This window comes from Streptomyces sp. NPDC059456, from assembly GCF_042750055.1.
In the GTDB taxonomy this organism is placed as follows: Bacteria; Actinomycetota; Actinomycetes; order Streptomycetales; family Streptomycetaceae; genus Streptomyces.
Map to the genome: position 1 here is coordinate 1 of NZ_JBHYVA010000072.1, position 19,844 is coordinate 19,844.

Below are 19,844 nucleotides of genomic sequence, written 5' to 3' on the forward strand. Positions count from 1 at the left end.
GCCGGGCGGGGGGGGTGGGGGCCGCCCAACCACCGGGCCACGGAGGTCTTGTCGTAGCGGAGATCGAGGCCGTGTTCGGCCCCGCACATGTTGACGCGCCGGGCGAGCCCGGCGTTCGAGCACCCGGCTTCCTGGATGAGCGCCTGTAGCCGTTCATTCGGCTGGCGCGCGACGAGAGGCCTGGCTGCCATGAAAACCCCCAGTAGCCGCGGGTGATCGTTGGAATGATCACTTCCCGCCTGATGTGCGGAGAATCATCCGCTCTGCGTCGTGTCGCTACCCAACTCCGGCGCCCCGACCTCCTACGCGCCCCCACACGTGCATCAGTGCGCCCCGTATGCAGGATCGATGCTCCGCCCACCGGCCGGTTTACGCCCGTAACCCCCAGTGACCCCGGGAGTTGTGATGGGCGTGGAAGAGACCATCGGAGTCACGGAGACGGCACCCATCCCCAAGCAGCGCGGCGAGCAGCTGCTGGACCATGCCGTGCGGTACACGGAAGAACGGCACTGGGACGTCTTCGCCGGCACCTGGCTGGAGTCCGAGGACGGGCGGGAGCTGTGCTCGTGCGGGGCGCAGGACTGCCCGGCGCCGGGCGCGCACCCCACGGTGAAGGACTGGGCGCCGCTGGCCACGGGCAGCGCGGTCCAGGTGCGGCGGATCTGGGCGAAGCACCCCGAGGCCTCGATCCTGCTGCCGACGGGCCGGACCTTCGACGCGCTGGACGTGCCGGACTCGGCCGGGTTCCTGGCACTGGCGCGGCTGGAGCGGATGGAGCGCACGCTCGGGCCGGTCGCCCTCACCCCCGACCACCGGATGCTGTTCTTCGTCCTGCCGGGCGCCGGGGCGAAGGTGGCGGACCTGGTGCGGGGGCTCGGCTGGTCTCCGGCCTCCCTCGACCTCGCCGCTCGGGGCGAGGGCGAGTACGTGGCCGCCCCGCCCACCCGCTTCGGCGGCCGGGGCTCGGTCCAGTGGGCGCGCCGGCCCACCCCGGCCAACCGGTGGCTGCCGGACACGGAGGAGCTGATCGCGGCGCTGGCGTACGCCTGCGGGCGCGAGGCCGCGGCGGACCGGGACCGGCGCGGCGCCTGACCCCCGCGGCGCCCGACCGCGCACCGGACGGCCGACTGCCCACAGGGCCCCACAAGATCGCAGGTCAGACCCGTTCGGAACAGGGACGTTCCGGTACGGAAACTCATGACATAAGTAACTGCCCGGCCTCTCCCCGCCCTCCTATCGTGAAGAAGGCAGGACCACGGGGAACAGAACGAGAGGCAGGCGCATGCCGGACCAGGCAGTTGCGACGGGTGGGACGGACGGACCGGGCGGTGCGCGATCCGCACCGTCCACCGGACGGGCGGCGGTGCGGGTCGAGGGCCTGTGGAAGCGCTTCGGCGAGCAGGTCGCGGTCGCGGGGATCGACCTGGAACTGCCCGCGGGCAAGTTCATCGGCCTGGTCGGCCCGAACGGCGCGGGCAAGACGACGACGCTGTCGATGGTGACCGGCCTGCTCCGCCCCGACATGGGGCGGGTCGTCGTGGCCGGACACGACGTGTGGAGCGACCCGGTCCAGGTGAAGCAGCGGATCGGCGTGCTGCCCGAGGGCCTGCGGCTGTTCGAGCGGCTGTCGGGGCGCGAACTGCTCGGCTACATGGGCCGGCTGCGCGGCCTGTCCGGTGAGGAGACCGACAAGCGGGCGACGCAGCTCCTGGACGTCCTGGACCTCGCGGGCTCGCAGCACAAGCTGGTCGTGGACTACTCGACGGGCATGCGGAAGAAGATCGGCCTGGCCGCCGCCCTGCTGCACAACCCCGAAGTACTGTTCCTGGACGAGCCGTTCGAGGGCGTCGACCCGGTGTCGGCGCAGACCATCCGCGGGGTGCTGGAGCGGTACACCTCCTCCGGTGCCACGGTCGTCTTCTCCTCCCACGTCATGGAGCTCGTCGAGTCGCTGTGCGACTGGGTCGCCGTCATGGCCGCCGGCCGGATCCGCGCCGCGGGCCCGCTGGCCGACGTACGGGGCGACGCGCCCTCGCTGCAGGCCGCGTTCCTGGAGCTGGTCGGCGCGGGCGGGCGCGACGCGGGCGACTCCCTGGACTGGCTCGGCGGGCAGGCCGCCCGATGAGCGCCGCATCCGCATCCGCCCCGGCGGCCGCCCCGGCCGCCACACCGGCCGCGGCCCCCGCCGTCAACCTGACCTCGGTCTTCGTCCGCCTCAAGCTCTCGCTGATCCGCAACGGACTCAAGGGCTCCTCGAAGCGCAAGGCCGCCTACTTCGGCTCGCTGGCGTTCTCCCTGGTGGTGGCGTTCTTCGCGATGCTCGGACTGGCCGTGCTGCACGGGAACGCGCACGCCGGCACGGTCGTCGTGCTGCTCGCCGCGATCATCGCGCTCGGCTGGACGTTCATGCCGCTGTTCTTCCCCGCCGGGGATGAGACGCTCGACCCGAGCCGGCTGGTCATGCTGCCGCTGCGGCCTCGGCCGCTCGTCCGGGCCCTGCTGGCCTCCTCGCTCGTCGGCATCGGCCCGATGTTCACCGTCTGCCTCGCGGTGGGCTCCGTGGTGGCCGTCGCGCGGGGCGCGGCGGGCATCGTGGCCGCCGTACCGGCCGTGCCGCTCCTGCTGCTGGGCTGCGTCACGCTGGCCCGCGCGGTGGCCACGGCCAACGTCCGACTGCTGACCAGCCGCAAGGGGCGCGACCTCGCGCTGCTCAGCGGCCTGCTGATCGCGATCGGCGCGCAGGTGGCGAACTTCGCCGGCCAGCGCCTGTCCCAGTCGGGCGGCCTCACCACGCTGGAGCCGGCCGAGGCGGTGGTGCGGTGGCTGCCGCCGGCGTCGGCCATCGGCATGGTGGACTCGGCGAGCAAGGGCGCGTACGGCGTGGCGGCGGGCCAGCTGGCGGTGACGCTCCTCGCGCTGGTGCTGCTCCTGTGGTTCTGGGAGCGCAGCCTGACCAGCCTGATGGTCACCCCCGACGGCTCGACGATCGCGGCGGCGAAGCCGTCGAAGCGGGAGGCCGCGGGCGGCGCCGGCGCCTGGGCGTTCCTGCCGGCCGGGCGGACGGGCGCGGTCATGCAGCGCACGCTGCGGTACGTGGTCCGCGACCCGAAGACGAAGTCGGCGTGGGTCACGGCCCTGGCGGTCGGCCTGATCATCCCGGTCTTCAACGCCCTCCAGGGCACAGGGTCGGTGTACCTGGCCTGCTTCGGCACGGGCATGCTCGGCGTCCAGATGTACAACCAGTTCGGCCAGGACACCTCGGCGTTCTGGATGGTCGCGCAGACCATCTCCACGACGCGGGACGCCTTCGCCGAGCTGCGGGCCCGCGCGTACGCCCTGGCCCTCGTCACCGTCCCGTACACGGTGCTGGTCACGGCGGTCACGACGGCGCTGCTGCACGACTGGAGCCGCCTCCCGGCCGGACTCGGGATGGGCCTGGCCCTGCTCGGCTCGATGCTGTGCACGGGCGCGCTGGCCTCGGCCCGCTTCCCGTACTCGATCCCGACGGACGGCGCGTTCAAGAACGTGGCCCCGGGACAGGCCGGGCTCGCCTGGGCGGGCATCTTCGGCGGCATGCTCGCCTCCGCGGTGATCTGCTCCCCGGTGATCGCCCTGGCGGTCTACCTGAACGTGGCGGACCACGCGTCCCTCACCTGGATCCTGCTCCCCCTGGGCGCGGCCTGGGGCACCCTGGCCGCCTGGGCGGGGCTGCGGCTGGCGGCGCCGACGGTCGCGCGGAAGCTGCCGGAGATCCTGCTGGCGGTCAGCAAGGGCTGAGCCACGGCGCACAGGGGTGGGGGGGGGCCCCCGCCGGGGGGGGGGTGGGGGGGGTGCGCCCCCCCCCCGCGCCTGCGGCTGACCGGGCTGTACACGGCCGGGCTGAGCGCGGCGGAGCGCGCCGCGATCCCCCGCCTGCCCGACGGCCGTACGGGCGTGATCGGCGCGCTGATCGACGATCCGCGCCCGCTGATGCTGGAGGACCTGTCGAAGGACCCGCGCTCGGCCGGGTTCCCCCCGGGCCATCCCCCCATGCGCAGCTTCCTGGGCGTGCCGATCCGGGTCCACACGGAGGTGTTCGGCAACCTCTACCTCACCGAGAAGCAGGGCGGCGGCCCGTTCACCGACGCGGACCTCGCACTGATGCGGGTCCTGGCCGCCCAGGCGGGGATAGCGATCGGCAACGCCCGGCTGTACGAGACGGCGCGCCGCCGGGAGCGCTGGATCGAGGGCGCCGCCGCCGTGACCACGGCCCTGCTGGCCGGCCGCCCGGCCGCCGACGCGCTGATGTGCGTGGCCGAACGGGCCCGGCTGCTCGCCGACGCGGCGGCGGGGGTGGTGCTCCAGCCGACCCCGGAGGGCGGCATGGAGATCGTGGCCGCCTCCACGCACGGCGACGCCGGGGACCTGATCGGCACGGCCATCGCTCCCGGCTCGGCGGTCCTGGAACAACTCCTCGGCGGCGAACCGGTCTTCATCGAGGACTCGGCGACGGACCCGCGGATGACCACGCACGTGCGGGAACGGTTCGGCCCGAGCATGATGCTCCCGCTCCAGAGCAGCGGCCAGCTGATCGGCACCCTCGCCCTGCCGCGGGCCCGCGGCGGTCGCCCGTACGACGCGGTGGACCGGCTGCTGGCCTCGCAGTTCGCCTCCCAGGCCGCGCTGGCCCTGGTCCTGGCGGACGCGCAGCACGACCGGGAACAGCTGGCCGTCTACGAGGACCGCGACCGGATCGCGCGGGACCTGCACGACCTCGTGGTCCAGCGGCTGTTCGCGACGGAGATGATGCTGGAGAGCACGAAGAAGCGCTCGGCGGCCGCGCCGTCCGGGGACGGGGACGACGTCGGCGACGAACTCGGCCGGGCGGTGGACGAACTCGACTCCACCATCCAGGAGGTCCGCACCGCCATCTTCGCCCTCCAGCAGCCGCCGACCGACGCCCCGACGACGTTCCGCGGCCGGGTCCTGCGCGAGACGGGCGGGGCGGCGGTCCTGCTGGGCTTCCAGCCCTCGGTCCACTTCACGGGCGCGGTCGACGCCCTGCTCCCGGACCCGGTGGCGGGCGACCTCCTGTCCGCCCTGCGCGGCGCCCTGGCCGCGGCCCACCGCCGCCCGGAGGTCACGTCGATCGAGGTCGCCGTGGACGCGACCCCGACCCGCGTCCGGCTGCGGGTCGCCGACGACGGCCGCACCCCGACGGGAGCCCGCGGCACGACCCTGCACTGGCAGTCCGCGCTCCGGGAGCTGCGGCAGGACACCGGACCGCGGCAGGACACCCCCTAGGAGCCGGCCGGGCGGTGGGCGGCCCGCAGCGCGATCCGGGTGCTGGACTGGGCCACCCCGGCCTCCCGCTTGAGCCGGCGCAGCAGTGCGTCGAGCGCCGCGGGATCGGCGGCCCGGGCCCGTACGAGGTAGTCGTACTCCCCCGTCACGTGCACCACTTCGGTGATCCCGGGGAGGGTGGCGACCTTCGCCTCGAACTCGTCGTTGCCGACGTCCTGCCGCAGGACCAGGTCGATGAAGACCACGAGCCCGCCCCGGGTGTCGGCGGCCGGATCCACGATGACGGTGAAGCCCCGGATCACACCGTCCCGCCGCATCCGGCGCACCCGGTCGGCGGTGGCATTGGCACTGAGTCCGACGCGGACGCCGAGGTCACGGTACGAGATCCGCGCATCCTGCTGCAGGATGCCGAGGATTTCCCTGTCGAGGCGGTCCATGCCGCGATTCTCGCAGCCGGGGCCGATATCCGCCGCTGCGGCCGGGTCCGGGCCCTGCACCCTCCCCTCATGAACGGATTCCTCTCCCCCGCCCTGTCGGGCGCGGCCGCGGGCCTGGGCGTGGCGATGCCGATGGGCGCCATGAGCGTGCTGCTGCTCCAGGAGGCGATACGGCACCGCCGCACGGCGATGGCCGCGGCGGCGGGCGTCGCCACGGTCGACCTCGCCTACGCGGCCCTGGCCACGGCCCTGGGGCCCTGGGTGGCCTCGCACGTCTCCCCGGTCGAAGCCTGGATCCGCCTCGTGTCGGCGGTGATCCTGCTCTGCATCGCGGCCCACGGCCTACGCCGCTCCTCCCACTCCCCGACCCCGACCCCGCCGGCGCTGGCGTCGGCGTCGGCGTCGGCGTCGGCGTCGGCGTCGGCGTCGGCGTCGGCGGCCCAGGCCCTTCCGGCCCCGGCTGCGCCGGAGGGCGGGAGCGCGCCCGCCGCGGCGCGGGCCTTCGCCCGGTACGTCGGCCTCACCTCCGTGAACCCCACCACCGCCCTCTACTTCGCCGCCCTCACCACCGCCCAGGCCGCCGCCCTCACCACCCCCGCCACCGCCGCCGTCTTCCTCGGCGGCGTGGCCACCGCGTCCTTCCTCTGGCAGCAGACCCTCGTCGCCCTCGGCGCCTTCGCGGGCAGCAAGGTCTCCCCCACCGCCCGAGCGTGGACCTTCCGCCTCGGCTACGGACTCGTCGCGGCCTACGCCCTGAAGATCGCCTTCCCCCTCCCGGCCCTGACGTGACCCGAGCGGCGGGACGGGCCTGACGTGGCCCGGCGTCACCCCATAGGGTGATCGCGTGACGACGACCCGCCTCTCGGCCCGCGCGGCCATCGCCTCCGTGACCGACCCCGGCAGCTTCGCCGAACTCCCTTCCGCCCAGCGGGAGTCCGCCCCCGACGGCCCTCTGGCCTGGGCCGGATACGACGACTCGCGCGCCCGCGCCACCGTGCGGACCGGCGAGCAGGAGTCCGTCGTCACCGGGACCGCCCTGATCGGCGGCCGTCAAGCCACCGTGATCTCCTTCGAGTTCGGCTTCCTCGGCGGTTCCCTCGGCGAACGCACCGGAGACCGGCTCGAAGCCGCGTACACGCACGCTCGCGAACACCGCCTCCCCCTCGTCTCCTTGATCGCCACCGGCGGCTCCCGCATGCAGGAGGGCATGCTCGCGCTGACCCAACTCCAGCGCGTGGCCCGCCAGTCCGTCCTGACCCGAGCCGCCGGGCTCCCGCAGATCGCCGTGCTCCGCGATCCCACCACCGGTGGCGGCTGGGCCACGCTCGGCGCCGGGGCGGACGTCGTGCTCGCCCTCCCGGGTGCACAGGTCGGCTTCGCCGGCTCCCGGGTGCGGCCGGCCGACGCGGACCCGGCGGCCTACACCGCCGAGGGCCAGTACGCCGCCGGGCACGTGGACGCCGTCGTCCCGGCCTCCGAACTGCCCGCGACGCTGGCCGACTGGCTCCGCGTGCTGGCCGCGCCCCGCTCCGCCGGGCCGGTCGAGCCCCCGGCGGCGCTGTCGGACGTACCGCCCCCGCCGACCGGCTGGGACGCCGTACGGCAGGCCCGTCACCCCGGCCGGCCGCGCGCCGAGGCCTACCTGGACGCGTACTTCGCGCTCCGCCTCCCCCTCTCCGGGGACCGGGCGGGCGCCGCGGACCCCGGGATGCTGTGCGGTTTCGGGCTGCGGGAGGGCCGGGCCGTCGCGTACGCCGCCCAGTGCGGCACGGCGACCCGTCCGGCGGGATACCGCACGGCGGCCCGCGTGATCCGCCTCGCGGACCGCCTCGGGATCCCGGTCCTGACCCTGGTCGACACCCCCGGCGCGGCCAACGACGCCGCCGCGGAACACTCCGGCGCCGGCGCGGCCATCGCCGACACCTTCGCCGCGGTCGCGGCGGCCGGCGTCCCGGTGACCACCCTCCTGATCGGCGAAGGGGGTTCGGGCGGGGCCCTGGCGCTGGCCGCCCCCGGCAACACCTGGGTCACCCCGGACAGCTACTTCTCGGTGATCGCCCCCGAGCTGGCGGCGGCCATCCTCAAACGCCCCGCCTCCGAGGCCCCGGCCACGGCGGACCAGCTCCGCATCCGCCCCCAGGACCTGGTCGCCCTCGGCGTGGCCCGCGGCGTGGTCGCCCCCCGGCGCCCCGGTCCGGCCGGATGAGCCGCCGCCCTCGCGGAGACGGCCCTCGCGGCTTCCGGTAGGTACCGCCAGGACCCGCCTGGCGGCCCGTTCCCGGAGCCGTCCATGTCACGCACCGCCCACCACATCCGCTCCCGCCGCCGGCCGGCCCCCGACGCCGCGCTCCGCGACGAGCTCGTCCGCACCGGGCTCGTCCACACCGTGCTCGTCCGCGACCTGCGGTTCAGCGCCCGCTGTCTCGCCGAGGCCGCGCGGGCCGGCCGCCGCGCCCGGCCGCAGGCCGTCCGGCGCCGTGTCACGGTCCGCCGGCTGCCGCGTTTCCTCCGCGACTCCTCGGTGGCCGTCATGGCCGCGCAGGAGGAGCGCCGCGCCCGGCAGCGGCTGCGCGCGGACGTCCGCTCGGTGCTGCTCCTCGGCCGCTCCGAGGACGCGGACGTGCCGCCCGCCCGTCACCGGCGCGGTGCGCTCTGGCTCGCCTGAGCGCCGCCCCGTCCGGGCGCCGGCTCACGCCTGCGGCGACCTCGCGTCGTAGCGGGCGAAGCCGCGCCAGCGCAGGGCGAGCAGGAGCAGCACCAGGACGCAGGCGAGCCCGCCGCCCGTGATCGCCACGGCGGGGGACGTCAGGTCGGCGGCGGTCCCGGCGAGGAAGTCCCCGAGCCGGGGCCCGCCCGCGACGACCACGATGAACACGCCCTGGAGGCGGCCCCGCATCTCGTCGGGGGTCGCCGCCTGCATCATCGTGGAGCGGAACACCATCGAGATGGTGTCGGCGCAGCCGGCCGCGGCCAGGGCGAACAGGCCGAGCCACAGGTTCCGGGTGAGCCCGAAGACGGCCACGGCCAGCCCCCAGCCGCCGACGGACAGCAGGATCGCCAGGCCGTGCCGGCGGATCCGGCCCTGCCAGCCCGAGAACAGGCCGCCCAGCAGCGCCCCGACGGCGGGCGCGGCCACCAGCAGGCCCACGGTCTTGGCGTCGCCGCCGTACCAGAGCCCGGCGACGGCCGGGAACAGCGCCCGCGGGCTGGCCAGCACCATGGCGGACATGTCGGTGAAGAACGTCATCCGGACGTTGGGCCGGGTGCCGAGGAAGCGCAGTCCGTCCAGGACGGAGGCCCGTCCCCGCTTGCCGTTCTCCCGGGCGGGCAGCATCGCGGGCAGCCGCCACACCGCGTAGAGCGCGGCGAAGAAGGTGACGGCGTCGATCAGGTAGGCGGCCTGGTAGCCCCACCAGCCGACGATGACTCCGCCGAGCACCGGGCCGATCATCGTCCCGGAGGTCATGGTCACCGAGTTCAGCGCGTTTGCGGCGGGCAGCTGCTCGGCCGGCAGCAGCCGGGGGATCATCGCGGACCGGGCGGGTCCGTTGAGGGCGCCGCAGACCGCCTGGAGCGCGACGACCGTGTAGAGCAGCCAGACCCGGTGGTAGTCGAGCAGGGCGGCTCCGGCCAGCGCCGTCGACAGCGCGGTCAGGCCGAGGGAGCTGTAGAGGCCGAGCTTGCGCCGGTCCACGGTGTCGGCGATGGCCCCGCCGTACAGGCCGAACACGACGAGCGGAACGAGGGAGAAGAGTCCGACGAGCCCGACGGAGAAGCTCGACCGGGTGATGTCGTAGACCTGGAGCGAGATCGCGAGCGAGGTCATCGCCTGGCCCATCCAGGAGATGGTGCTGCCGACCCAGAGCCGGCGGTAGTCCGGGGACGTGCGCAGTGGGGTGAGGTCCGCGAATATGCGCGTCGGGCGTCGGGTGGGGGTGCTCGTACCGGTCACAGCGGATGATAACCGTCGGCCCCGGGCCGGGTCGCGGTGGTTTTCCCGCACCCGCACCAGCCGTCCCACCCTGACCGGCGGCCTCATGCCGGAGGATTCCTTGCCGGTAACTCGCCACTGTCACAGGACATTTGACTGAATCGGCGTGCGCTCCCCCCTGGCGTTCAGCTCATGATGAAAAGACTCGTATGTCCAGGGAGGCGTAGTGATCGAACCTGGCAACAGCACCACGAGCACCGGCAGCGCGGACAACGGCGTCCACGCGGCTCCCCTCACCGCCCCGCTGACCGTCGGTGTCGAGGAGGAGTTCCTCCTCGTCGACAACCACACCTTCCGGGTGGTCCCGGCCGCCCCGCTCGTCCTGGCCACCGCTGCGGGCCTGCCCCACGAAGTGCACCCCGAGGGCACCCGCTACCAGGTGGAGATCGCCACTCCGGTCACCGGCTCGGCGCCCGTGCTGCGCGAGGAGCTCGCCACCCTGCGGCGCACCCTCGCCCGGGCGGCCCGCTCCCACGGCTGCCGGCTGCTGGCCGCGCCCTCGCCCGTCCTCGCCGTGGAGGGGCCGCTGCACCTGACCGACGACGAGCCGCGCCAGCGCGAACAGCACCGCCGCTTCGGCGCGCTCACCGACACCCTGGTCAGCTGCGGCCGCCACATCCACGTCGGCACCCTCGACGTGGACACGGCGGTGGCGGTGTCCAACCGGGTCAGACCATGGCTGCCCACGCTGATCGCGCTGGCCGCCAACTCGCCGTTCTGGGGCGGCCGTGACACCGGCCACGCCAGCTGGCGGGCGATGGCCTGGTCGGGCTGGCCCTCCGCCGGGCTGCCCCCGCACTTCACGTCCACGGCCCACTTCCGGCGCTCGGTGCAGACCCTGCTCGGCTCCGGGGCGGCCCTGGACACCAAGATGGTCTACTGGGACCTCCGCCCGTCCGGGCACTGGCCGACGCTCGAAATCCGGGCGCCCGACATGTCCCCGGACATCGACACGGCGATCCTCCAGGCCGAGCTGGTCCGCGCCCTGGTGGCGACGGCCCTGCGGGACATCGCGGAGCAGCGTCCCGAACCGGCGCTACGGGACGACGTACTGCGCCTCGCGCGCTGGCGGGCGGCCCACGACGGACTGGAGGGCTTCGGCCTGGACCCGTACACGGGCGCGGAACTCCCGGCGGCGGACCTGGCGGAGGCCCTGCTGGACCTGGTCGCCCCGGAACTCGCGGCGTCGGACGAACTCGACCACGCGGCCAAGACCCTGGGCGGCCTCCTGCGCGACGGCTCGGGGGCCCACCGCCAACGCGCGGCCTTCGCCCGCCGCCAGGACCTGAACGACGTACTGCGCCACCTGGCGGACGAGACGGAGAACTTCTAGCCCGGCGGACGCCCCGGGCGGCGCCCCGACGGGCGGCACCGACCCTCGGAAACACTGAAGCCGCAGGTGCGATCGTTTCTGCACCTGCGGCTCGCAGTGGGGCGGGTGGGACTCGAACCCACGGCCGACGGATTATGAGTCCGCTGCTCTAACCGGCTGAGCTACCGCCCCTTCACGGCGTGGCGCGTACATGTGTGCGCGCCGTCTGCCGCAGCATAGCCGCTCATACGATCTCCTGCCTCGGATGCCTCGCATGATCGGCTTCGCCTGCTGAGGGAGACCGCTCTGAGGGCTGCCCGGTTCCAGAACCAGGGCAAAAAAGAAAGAGGACCCGCATGAGGTCCTCTTCTTTCACGCTCCCCCGACTGGACTCGAACCAGTAACCTGCCGGTTAACAGCCGGCTGCTCTGCCAATTGAGCTACAGGGGACTGCGCTCCCCCGACTGGACTCGAACCAGTAACCTGCCGGTTAACAGCCGGCTGCTCTGCCAATTGAGCTACAGGGGATTGCTGCGGTGCACCGAACAGCCCACCTCCGGCCTAACCAGAGGGGCGAGCGCCCGTTGCGAGACATAGATTAGCGCAAGCAGGGGGGTGCTCCGCCAATCGGTATCGCCAGCGGGCCGGGCACCACACGACGAAGGGTGACAGGCATGCGGTACAAGGTCACGTTCGTGGTCGGACTGGCCCTCGGGTACGTGCTCGGAACGCGCGCCGGGCGGGAGCGTTACGAGCAGCTGAAGAAGTCGGCCCGCGAGCTCGCGCAGAACCCGGCGGTGCGCAATGCCGCCGAGACCGCCGGGCAGACGGGCCGCCAGTACGCCGGGAAGGCCTTCGCCGCCGTGGGCAGCAAGGTCGGCGACGCGGTGCCGTCCTCCCTGGCCGGGCGGGTCCGGGGACTGCGCGACCGGACCGGCGGCGGCTCCGAGGACGACTGGGGCACGAGCAACACCTGAGCCTGGAAGTTCCCCCGGGATCCGGCGCCTCCGGGCGGCGGATCCCGGTTGTGCGTGCGGCAGAATTCTCCGCATGGGGATAGTCGCCGGGCTGGACAGCTCTTCCGCCTTCACTCGCATAGTCGTCTGTGACACCGAGACCGGTGCCGTCCTGCGCCAGGGCTACGCGCCCCATCCGCAGCCCGCGGGCGACCCCGAGGGCGTCCACCCCCACGAGACCGACCCCCAGGCCTGGCTGCTCTCCCTCGGCGAGGCCGCCGGCGGCGGGCTCCTCGAAGGCGTCCAGGCCATAGGAGTCTCCGCGCAGCAGCACGGACTGCTGCCCCTGGACCAGCAGGGCGCCCTGGTCCGTCCGGCCCTGATCGGCAACGACAAGCGCGGCCAGGCCGCCGCCGCCGAACTCGTCGGGGCCCTGGGCGGCCGGCAGGCGTGGGCCGAGGCCGTCGGGTCCGTCCCGCAGTCCGCGCAGCCGGTGACGAAGCTGGCCTGGCTGGCCCGCACCGAGCCGGAGGCGGCCCGCCGGGTGGCCGTGCTGATGTCCGCGCACGACTGGCTGGTCTGGCAGTTGCTGGGCCGTCCGGTCCGGCGGACCACCGACCGCGGCGGCGCCTCGGGTACCGGGTACTGGTCGGCGGCCACCGGTTCGTACCGGCCCGACCTGGTCGAGCTGGCGCTCGGGCACATGGCGCTGCTGCCCGAGGTGCTCGGGCCGGCCGAGGCCGCCGGGATGACGCCGGAGGGGCTGCTGATCTCCGCCGGCACCGGGGAGACCATGGCCGCCGCGCTCGGGCTGGGCCTCGGCCCCGGCGACGCGGTGGTCTCGCTGGGCGCCTCGGGCTCGGTGATGGCCGTGCACCGCGAGGCGCTGTCCGAGCCGGGCGGGCTGATCACCTCGCTGGCCGACGCCAGCGGCATGCACCTGCCGGTGGTGAACGTCTCCAATGCCGTACGGGCGCTGCGGGGCACCGCCGAACTGCTGGGCACCGATCTCGACGGGCTGTCCGAGCTCGCGCTGAAGTCGACGCCGGGCGCGCACGGGCTCGTGCTCCTGCCGTACCTGGAGGGCGAGCGGACGCCGAACCTGCCGCACAGCGCCGGGACCCTGTCCGGGCTGCGGCGGGACTCGATGAAGCCGGAGCACCTGGCGCGGGCCGCGTTCGAGGGCATGCTGTGCGGGCTGGCCGACGCGCTCGACGTGCTGCGTTCGCGCGGGGTCGAGATCCGCCGGGTGTTCCTGCTGGGCGCGGCGGCCGAGCTGCCCGCCGTACAGGCGGCCGCTCCGGGGCTGTTCGGCACGCAGATCGTCGTCCCCGCGCCGGCCGACTACGCGGCGCTGGGCGCGGCGCGCCAGGCCGCGTGGGCGCTGGGGGTGCAGCAGGGCACGCTGGCCCCGCACACCCCGCCGGTGTGGCCGGGTCCGGTGGCGCAGGTCTTCGAGCCGGGCGAGGAGTACCCGGCGTGGCAGGCGGTGCGCCAGCAGTACATCGCGACGCGTGAGCAGATCCACCCGGGGGCGTTCCAGGGCTGAGCGGCCGTGTGCTCGGGGCACCCGGCGCCCGCTCGGGCACGGGACCTACTGCCGCTGGAGTAGGCCCGGCGGCAGGTCTCCTCCTTTTGACGGGCCTTTGCGAAAACCGCTGGGGATCGGCCGCGCGGTGGCCGAAGATGGAGTGAACCCCCTCGATCTTGCCGACCGGAGCCTGCGCGTGCTCATACGACTTCTGCGGACCCATCTGGGTCCGTACCGGAAACCGATCGCCCTCCTGGTGCTGCTGCAACTGCTGCAGACCAGTGCGAGCCTCTACCTGCCCACGCTGAACGCGGACATCATCGACAACGGTGTCGTCAGCGGGGACACCGGCTACATCCTGCGCTTCGGCGCGCTGATGCTGGGCGTCTCCCTCGTCCAGCTCCTGTGCAACTGCGGCGCCGTCTACTTCGGCGCCCGGACCGCGGCCGCCGTGGGCCGCGACATCCGCGCGTCCGTGTTCGACCGGGTGCAGAGCTTCTCCGCCCGGGAGCTCGGCCAGTTCGGCGCGCCGTCGCTGATCACCCGTACGACCAACGACGTGCAGCAGATCCAGATGCTGGTGCTGATGACCTTCACGCTGATGGTCTCGGCCCCGATCATGTGCATCGGCGGCATCGCCATGGCGCTCTCGCTCGACGTGAAGCTGTCGGGCGTCCTGCTGGCCGTGGTCCCCGTCCTCGGCCTGTCGGTCGGCACGATCGTCTTCCGGACCCGCCCGCTGTTCCGGAAGATGCAGGTCCGTCTGGACACCGTGAACCGGGTGCTGCGCGAGCAGATCACCGGCAACCGCGTGATCCGCGCCTTCATCCGCGACGAGTACGAGAAGGACCGCTTCCGGGAGGCCAACGCCGACCTGACCGGGGTCTCCCTCGCGGCGGGCCGGCTGCTCGCGCTGATGTTCCCGACCGTGATCGTGGTCGTGAACATCTCCAGCGTCGCCGTCATCTGGTTCGGCGCGATGCGCATCGACAGCGGCGGCATGGAGATCGGCCAGCTGACGGCCTTCCTGGCCTACCTGATGCAGATCGTCATGTCCGTGATGATGGCCACCTTCATGTTCATGATGGTGCCGCGCGCCGAGGTCTGCGCCGAGCGCGTCCAGGAGGTGCTGGACACCGAGTCCAGCGTCGTCCCGCCCGCCGACCCCGTGACCAAGCTGCTCGCCCGCGGGCAGCTGGAGCTGCGCGGCGCCGACTTCCGCTACCCGGGTGCCGAGGTCCCGGTGCTGCGCGGGGTGGACCTGGTGGCCCGCCCCGGCGAGACCACCGCGGTGATCGGCTCCACCGGCAGCGGCAAGTCCACGCTGCTGGGCCTGGTCCCGCGGCTGTTCGACGCGACCGGCGGCAATGTGCTCGTCGACGGGGAGGACGTGCGCCGCCTCGATCCGGAACTGCTCGCCAAAACGGTGGGCATGGTCCCGCAGAAGCCGTACCTCTTCTCCGGCACCGTCGCCTCGAACCTGCGCTACGGACGCCCCGACGCCTCCGACGAGGAGCTGTGGCACGCGCTGGACGTGGCGCAGGCCAAGGACTTCGTGTCCGAGCTGGAGGGCGGCCTGGACGCGCCGATCACCCAGGGCGGAACGAACGTCTCCGGAGGCCAGCGCCAGCGCCTGGCCATCGCGCGCACGCTGGTGCAGCGCCCGGAGATCTACCTGTTCGACGACTCCTTCTCGGCCCTGGACTACGCGACGGACGCGGCGCTGCGAGCGGCGCTCGCCCGCGAGACCGAGGAGGCGACGGTCGTGATCGTCGCCCAGCGCGTCTCCACGATCCGTGACGCCGACCGGATCATCGTGCTGGACGAGGGCCAGGTCGTGGGCGAGGGGCGCCACCACGAGCTGATGGCCGACAACGAGACCTACCGGGAGATCGTGCTCTCCCAGCTGACGGAGGCGGAGGCCGCATGAGCGGGCCCGGAGGACGGATGATGATGGGGCCGGCCGAGCGGTCCATGGATTTCAAGGGCTCGGGCAAACGGCTGCTGGGCCAGATAGCCCACGACCGCGTCAAGCTGTGGGGCATGGTCGTCGCCGTCGTCGGCAGCGTCGGCTGTTCGGTCGTCGGCCCGAAGATCCTCGGCCAGGCCACCGACCTGGTGTTCGCGGGGATCGTCGGCCGCCAGATGCCGGCCGGGATCACCAAGCAGCAGGCGCTGGACGGGCTGCGAGCCAAGGGTCAGGGCGGGATGGCGGACATGCTGTCCGGCACCGACTTCACCCCCGGCGAGGGCATCGACTTCGGTGCCGTCGGGGTCGTGGCGATCTGGGCGCTGGTGGTGTTCACCCTCGCCGGCCTGCTGATGCTGGTCGCGACGCGGCTGTCGAACCACATCATGAACGGCACCGTGTACCGGCTGCGCGAGGAGCTCCAGGCGAAGCTGTCGCGGCTGCCGCTGTCGTACTTCGACCGGCAGAAGCGCGGCGAGGTGCTCAGCCGGGCCACCAACGACATCGACAACATCGGGCAGACGCTCCAGCAGACGATGGGCCAGCTGCTGAACTCGCTGCTGACGATCGTCGGTGTGATGGCGATGATGTTCTGGATCTCACCGCTGCTGGCGCTGGTCGCGCTGGTGACGATCCCGGTGTCGGTCGTCGTCGCGGCGAAGATCGGCAAGAAGTCGCAGCCGCAGTTCGTGGCGCAGTGGAAGTCGACGGGCGCGCTCAACGCGCACATCGAGGAGATGTACTCGGGCCACGCGCTGGTGAAGGTCTTCGGCCGGCAGAAGGAGTCCGCCGCCGTCTTCGCCGAGCAGAACGAGGCGCTGTACCGGGCCTCGTTCAAGGCGCAGCTGGTCAGCGGGATCATGCAGCCGGTGATGTTCTTCATCTCGAACATCAACTACGTGCTGGTGGCGGTCGTCGGCGGTCTGCGGGTGGCCTCGGGCAGCCTGTCGATCGGTGACGTGCAGGCGTTCATCCAGTACTCGCGCCAGTTCTCGATGCCGCTGACGCAGGTCGCGTCGATGGCGAACCTGGTGCAGTCCGGTGTCGCCTCGGCGGAGCGGGTGTACGAGCTGCTCGACGCCGAGGAGCAGGAGCCGGACGCGGAGGTCCCGGAGCGGCCGGAGCGGGTCCGCGGCCAGGTCACGCTCGACAAGGTGGCCTTCCGCTACGAGCCGGACAAGCCGCTCATCGAGAACCTGTCGCTGACCGTCGAGCCCGGCCACACGGTCGCGATCGTCGGCCCGACGGGCGCCGGCAAGACCACGCTCGTCAACCTGCTGATGCGGTTCTACGAGGTCACGGGCGGCGAGATCGCCCTCGACGGGGTGGACATCGCGAAGATGACCCGCGAGGAACTGCGCGGCGGCATCGGCATGGTGCTCCAGGACACGTGGCTGTTCGGCGGCACCATCGCGGAGAACATCGCCTACGGTGCGGCCCGCGAGGTGACGCGCGCCGAGGTCGAGGAGGCGGCGCGGGCCGCCCACGCGGACCGGTTCATCCGCACCCTGCCGGACGGCTACGACACCGTGCTGGACGACGAGGGCGCGGGCGTCAGCGCGGGCGAGAAGCAGCTGATCACCATTGCCCGGGCGTTCCTGTCGGACCCGGTGATCCTGGTCCTCGACGAGGCGACGAGCTCGGTGGACACCCGTACCGAGGTGCTGATCCAGAAGGCGATGGCGCGCCTCGCGCACGGCCGTACGTCCTTCGTGATCGCGCACCGGCTGTCCACGATCCGCGATGCGGACGTGATCCTGGTGATGGAGAACGGCTCGATCGTGGAGCAGGGGACGCACGAGGAGCTGCTGGACGCGGAGGGCGCGTACGCGCGGCTGTACGCGGCGCAGTTCGCGCAGGCCGTGGCCGAGGTCGACTAGTCGAGCCGACCGGCGTCGGCCGGAATCGGCCGGTGTCGGCCGGTGTCGGCCGGTGTCGGCCGGTGTCGGCCGGTGTCGGCCGGTGTCGGCCGGTGTCGTGCCGGGTTGCCAGGGGTGCCCTCCCACCTGGGGGCACCCCTTCTCCGTTCCCCGCCGCGGTGTCCCGGTCCCTCAGTCCCGGTCCTGGTCCCGGTCCCTCAGTCCAGGTAGCCGCGGAGCTGGTCGGCGAAGGCGTGGTCGCGCAGCTTGTTGAGCGTCTTGGACTCGATCTGGCGGATCCGCTCGCGGGTCACGCCGAAGATCCGCCCGATCTCCTCCAGCGTGCGGGGCCTGCCGTCGGCCAGGCCGTAGCGCAGCTGCACGACCTTGCGTTCGCGTTCGCCGAGGGTCGACAGGACCGCTTCGAGGTGTTCGCGGAGCAGGAAGAACGCGGCGGATTCCATGGGCGAGGCGGCGTCCCCGTCCTCGATCAGATCGCCGAGGGCGACGTCGTCCTCCTCGCCGACGGGCGCATGGAGCGAGACGGGCTCCTGCGCGAGGCGGAGCACCTCCAGGACCCGCTCGGGCGTCAGCTCCAGGTGGACGGCGACCTCTTCGGCCGTGGGCTCGTACCCGCGTTCCTGGAGCATGCGGCGCTGGACGCGCACGACCCGGTTGATCAGTTCGACGACGTGGACGGGCACCCGGATGGTGCGGGCCTGGTCGGCGAGGGCACGCGACATCGCCTGCCGGATCCACCAGGTGGCGTAGGTGGAGAACTTGTAGCCGCGGGCGTAGTCGAACTTCTCGACGGCCCTGATGAGCCCGAGGTTCCCCTCCTGCACGAGGTCGAGCATGGTGAGCCCGCGGCCCACGTAGCGCTTCGCGACGGAGACGACCAGCCGCAGGTTCGACTCGATGAGGCGCCTCTTGGCCATCCGCCCCATGACGACGAGCTTGTCGAGGTCGAGGGCGAGGCGCAGATCGAGGTCGGGGCTGTTGCCCAGCTTCTCCTCGGCGAACAGGCCGGCTTCGACGCGGCGCGCGAGCTCGACCTCCTCGGCGGCGGAGAGCAGCGGGATCCTGCCTATCTCGCGCAGGTACTGCCGGAACAGGTCCGCGGACGGGCCCGCTCCGCCGCTGTCCGCACGCCGGCGGGGCTCGGGCTCGGGCTCGGGCACCTGCTCGATCAGCTCCAGTGCCTCGGGCTCTTCGGGCTCCTCGTCCACGGCGTCGACCTCGGGCTCTTCACCCGCAGTGGCCTCGGCGTCGTGCACGGGCGGGCTCACGTTGACGGTCAGGATCTGGGTCTGCACGGGGGCGACCTCCAGGGCTCCGAGGACGGGGGCACCGCACTTCAGTGTGGGGTACGGCACATCGCCGCCACGAGGGGCGTGCGTGCACTTTCTGAGTCCGGTGCGTGACCGGATGGTTACCCCCCGCCGGGAATCCCGATGCGGATCGGACGCATGTCCGAGAAGAAGTGCGCCGTGCCCGGACCCGGGCCGGACGGGTCACGCCGGTTCGACGCGGACCGCGCAGACCTTGAACTCGGGCATGCGGGACGTGGGGTCCAGGGCCGGGTTGGTCAGGGAGTTGGCACGGCCCTCGCCCGGCCAGTGGAACGGCATGAAGACCGTGTCCGCGCGGATGGCGTCCGTGATGCGGGCCGGGGCGACGGCGCGGCCGCGGCGGGAGACGACCGCGAGCGGGGCGCCCTCGACCGCCCCGATCCGGGACGCGAGGCGCGGGTGGAGCTCCACGAAGGGCCCGGGGGCCGCCTCGTTGAGCTCGTCCACGCGGCGGGTCTGGGCGCCCGACTGGTACTGGGCGACCACCCGGCCGGTGGTCAGCAGGAGCGGGTACTCGCCGTCCGGGACCTCGGCCGCGTCGCGGTGCGAGACGGGGACGAAGCGGGCCCGGCCGTCCTCGGTGGCGAAGCGGTCGAGGAAGAGGCGCGGGGTGCCGGGGTGGGACTCCTGCGGGCAGGGCCAGAACACGCCCTGTTCGGCTTCGATACGGGCGTAGGAGATGCCCGAGTAGTCCGCCGGGCCGCCGGCAGAGGCGCGGCGGAGCTCTTCGAAGACCTCCTCGGGGGCGGTGGGGAAGCCCTTCTCGATGCCGAGGCGGGCGGCCAGGCCGTGCAGCACGTCGAGGTCGCCGCGCACCCCGGGCGGCGGGGTCAGGGCGCGGCGGCGCAGCAGGACGCGGCCTTCCAGGTTGGTGGTGGTGCCGGTCTCCTCCGCCCACTGGGTGACGGGGAGGACCACGTCCGCGAGGGCCGCCGTCTCGGAGAGGACGACGTCCGCCACGGCCAGGAAGTCCAGCGAGCGGATGCGGTCCTCGATGTGGGCCGCGCGGGGGGCCGAGACCACCGGGTTGGAGCCCATGAGGAGGAGCGCCTTGACGTCCGTGCCGAGGGCGTCGAGGAGTTCGTACGCGCTTGGGCGGGGGCGCGGGAGCGCGTCTGGGTGCACGCCCCACACCCCGCCGAGGTGGGGGCGCG

At 73.2% G+C, this 19,844-nt stretch carries 15 protein-coding genes, 3 tRNA genes and 2 pseudogenes; 12 read left to right on the forward strand and 8 right to left on the reverse strand.

Annotated elements, in window-relative coordinates:
• Nucleotides 1-191: pseudogene (locus ACFXA3_RS09600) on the reverse strand (transcriptional regulator); the annotation flags it as partial.
• A gap of 220 nt (nucleotides 192-411) precedes the next feature.
• Between ACFXA3_RS09600 and ACFXA3_RS09605 the strand changes: the two are divergent.
• From ACFXA3_RS09605 to ACFXA3_RS09620, 4 genes and pseudogenes are all read left to right on the forward strand, one after another.
• Complete coding sequence (locus ACFXA3_RS09605) at nucleotides 412-1,092, forward strand: bifunctional DNA primase/polymerase (RefSeq protein WP_385184281.1); 681 nt, start codon at nucleotides 412-414, stop codon at nucleotides 1,090-1,092.
• Nucleotides 1,093-1,282: 190 nt separating this feature from the next.
• Nucleotides 1,283-2,125, forward strand: a complete 843-nt coding sequence (locus ACFXA3_RS09610) for an ABC transporter ATP-binding protein (RefSeq protein ID WP_385184284.1) — start codon at nucleotides 1,283-1,285, stop codon at nucleotides 2,123-2,125.
• Nucleotides 2,122-3,777, forward strand: coding sequence for a transporter (locus tag ACFXA3_RS09615; protein WP_385184287.1), 1,656 nt, complete (start codon nucleotides 2,122-2,124; stop codon nucleotides 3,775-3,777). The genes ACFXA3_RS09610 and ACFXA3_RS09615 overlap by 4 nt, the downstream gene beginning before the upstream one ends.
• 51 nt (nucleotides 3,778-3,828) lie before the next feature.
• Nucleotides 3,829-5,283 (forward strand): annotated as a pseudogene (locus ACFXA3_RS09620) (GAF domain-containing sensor histidine kinase); the annotation flags it as partial.
• On the opposite strand, the gene ACFXA3_RS09625 reads toward ACFXA3_RS09620, so the two are convergent.
• Complete coding sequence (locus ACFXA3_RS09625) at nucleotides 5,280-5,720, reverse strand: Lrp/AsnC family transcriptional regulator (protein ID WP_385184290.1); 441 nt, start codon at nucleotides 5,718-5,720, stop codon at nucleotides 5,280-5,282. The pseudogene ACFXA3_RS09620 and the gene ACFXA3_RS09625 sit on opposite strands and share 4 nt — an antisense overlap.
• Nucleotides 5,721-5,789: 69 nt before the next feature.
• On the opposite strand from ACFXA3_RS09625, the gene ACFXA3_RS09630 reads away from it, so the two are divergent.
• The 3 genes from ACFXA3_RS09630 (at nucleotide 5,790) to ACFXA3_RS09640 (ending at nucleotide 8,385) form a co-directional block, all read left to right on the forward strand.
• Nucleotides 5,790-6,509 (forward strand): LysE family transporter, encoded by a 720-nt coding sequence (locus ACFXA3_RS09630; protein WP_385184293.1) that lies wholly within the window; start codon nucleotides 5,790-5,792, stop codon nucleotides 6,507-6,509.
• 55 nt (nucleotides 6,510-6,564) lie between these two features.
• Nucleotides 6,565-7,926, forward strand: coding sequence for a carboxyl transferase domain-containing protein (locus ACFXA3_RS09635; RefSeq protein ID WP_385184295.1), 1,362 nt, complete (start codon nucleotides 6,565-6,567; stop codon nucleotides 7,924-7,926).
• An 84-nt stretch (nucleotides 7,927-8,010) separates the two neighbouring features.
• A complete protein-coding gene (locus ACFXA3_RS09640) occupies nucleotides 8,011-8,385 on the forward strand; it encodes a hypothetical protein (protein WP_385184298.1) in 375 nt (124 codons plus the stop codon).
• Between the two features lie 24 nt (nucleotides 8,386-8,409).
• Here ACFXA3_RS09640 and ACFXA3_RS09645 read toward each other — a convergent pair whose 3' ends face one another.
• Complete coding sequence (locus tag ACFXA3_RS09645; protein WP_385184300.1) at nucleotides 8,410-9,672, reverse strand: MFS transporter; 1,263 nt, start codon at nucleotides 9,670-9,672, stop codon at nucleotides 8,410-8,412.
• A 205-nt stretch (nucleotides 9,673-9,877) separates the two neighbouring features.
• On the opposite strand from ACFXA3_RS09645, the gene ACFXA3_RS09650 reads away from it, so the two are divergent.
• Nucleotides 9,878-11,044, forward strand: coding sequence for a glutamate--cysteine ligase (locus ACFXA3_RS09650; protein ID WP_385184303.1), 1,167 nt, complete (start codon nucleotides 9,878-9,880; stop codon nucleotides 11,042-11,044).
• A 97-nt stretch (nucleotides 11,045-11,141) separates the two neighbouring features.
• Here the strand turns inward: ACFXA3_RS09650 and ACFXA3_RS09655 are convergent.
• From ACFXA3_RS09655 to ACFXA3_RS09665, 3 genes are all read right to left on the reverse strand, one after another.
• Nucleotides 11,142-11,215 (reverse strand) — tRNA-Ile (locus ACFXA3_RS09655).
• 185 nt (nucleotides 11,216-11,400) lie between these two features.
• A tRNA-Asn gene (locus ACFXA3_RS09660) sits at nucleotides 11,401-11,473 on the reverse strand.
• Between the two features lie 5 nt (nucleotides 11,474-11,478).
• Nucleotides 11,479-11,551, reverse strand: a tRNA-Asn gene (locus ACFXA3_RS09665).
• 146 nt (nucleotides 11,552-11,697) lie between these two features.
• On the opposite strand from ACFXA3_RS09665, the gene ACFXA3_RS09670 reads away from it, so the two are divergent.
• From ACFXA3_RS09670 to ACFXA3_RS09685, 4 genes are all read left to right on the forward strand, one after another.
• Nucleotides 11,698-12,000, forward strand: a complete 303-nt coding sequence (locus ACFXA3_RS09670) for a YtxH domain-containing protein (protein ID WP_385184305.1) — start codon at nucleotides 11,698-11,700, stop codon at nucleotides 11,998-12,000.
• A gap of 73 nt (nucleotides 12,001-12,073) precedes the next feature.
• Complete coding sequence (locus ACFXA3_RS09675) at nucleotides 12,074-13,528, forward strand: FGGY family carbohydrate kinase (RefSeq protein ID WP_385184308.1); 1,455 nt, start codon at nucleotides 12,074-12,076, stop codon at nucleotides 13,526-13,528.
• A gap of 178 nt (nucleotides 13,529-13,706) precedes the next feature.
• The gene (locus ACFXA3_RS09680) at nucleotides 13,707-15,440 is read left to right on the forward strand and encodes an ABC transporter ATP-binding protein (protein ID WP_385184311.1); all 1,734 of its coding nucleotides are present in this window, start codon (nucleotides 13,707-13,709) and stop codon (nucleotides 15,438-15,440) included.
• Nucleotides 15,437-17,359, forward strand: coding sequence for an ABC transporter ATP-binding protein (locus ACFXA3_RS09685; protein WP_385184314.1), 1,923 nt, complete (start codon nucleotides 15,437-15,439; stop codon nucleotides 17,357-17,359). Before ACFXA3_RS09680 ends, ACFXA3_RS09685 begins: the two co-directional genes overlap by 4 nt.
• 197 nt (nucleotides 17,360-17,556) lie before the next feature.
• Here ACFXA3_RS09685 and ACFXA3_RS09690 read toward each other — a convergent pair whose 3' ends face one another.
• Together ACFXA3_RS09690 and ACFXA3_RS09695 are read right to left on the reverse strand one after the other, a co-directional pair.
• The gene (locus ACFXA3_RS09690; RefSeq protein ID WP_385184318.1) at nucleotides 17,557-18,615 is read right to left on the reverse strand and encodes an RNA polymerase sigma factor; all 1,059 of its coding nucleotides are present in this window, start codon (nucleotides 18,613-18,615) and stop codon (nucleotides 17,557-17,559) included.
• 237 nt (nucleotides 18,616-18,852) lie between these two features.
• Nucleotides 18,853-19,844: molybdopterin oxidoreductase family protein (locus ACFXA3_RS09695; protein ID WP_385184316.1), on the reverse strand; the 992-nt coding region annotated here is incomplete at its 5' end.

Coding starts and splice junctions, on each gene's coding strand:
- ACFXA3_RS09670 (WP_385184305.1), top strand. CDS start 11,698: ATGCGGTACAAGGTCACGTTCGTGGTCGGACTGGCCCTCGGGTACGTG.
- ACFXA3_RS09630 (WP_385184293.1), top strand. CDS start 5,790: ATGAACGGATTCCTCTCCCCCGCCCTGTCGGGCGCGGCCGCGGGCCTG.
- ACFXA3_RS09640 (WP_385184298.1), top strand. CDS start 8,011: ATGTCACGCACCGCCCACCACATCCGCTCCCGCCGCCGGCCGGCCCCC.
- ACFXA3_RS09685 (WP_385184314.1), top strand. CDS start 15,437: ATGAGCGGGCCCGGAGGACGGATGATGATGGGGCCGGCCGAGCGGTCC.
- ACFXA3_RS09675 (WP_385184308.1), top strand. CDS start 12,074: ATGGGGATAGTCGCCGGGCTGGACAGCTCTTCCGCCTTCACTCGCATA.
- ACFXA3_RS09615 (WP_385184287.1), top strand. CDS start 2,122: ATGAGCGCCGCATCCGCATCCGCCCCGGCGGCCGCCCCGGCCGCCACA.
- ACFXA3_RS09610 (WP_385184284.1), top strand. CDS start 1,283: ATGCCGGACCAGGCAGTTGCGACGGGTGGGACGGACGGACCGGGCGGT.
- ACFXA3_RS09625 (WP_385184290.1), bottom strand. CDS start 5,720: ATGGACCGCCTCGACAGGGAAATCCTCGGCATCCTGCAGCAGGATGCG.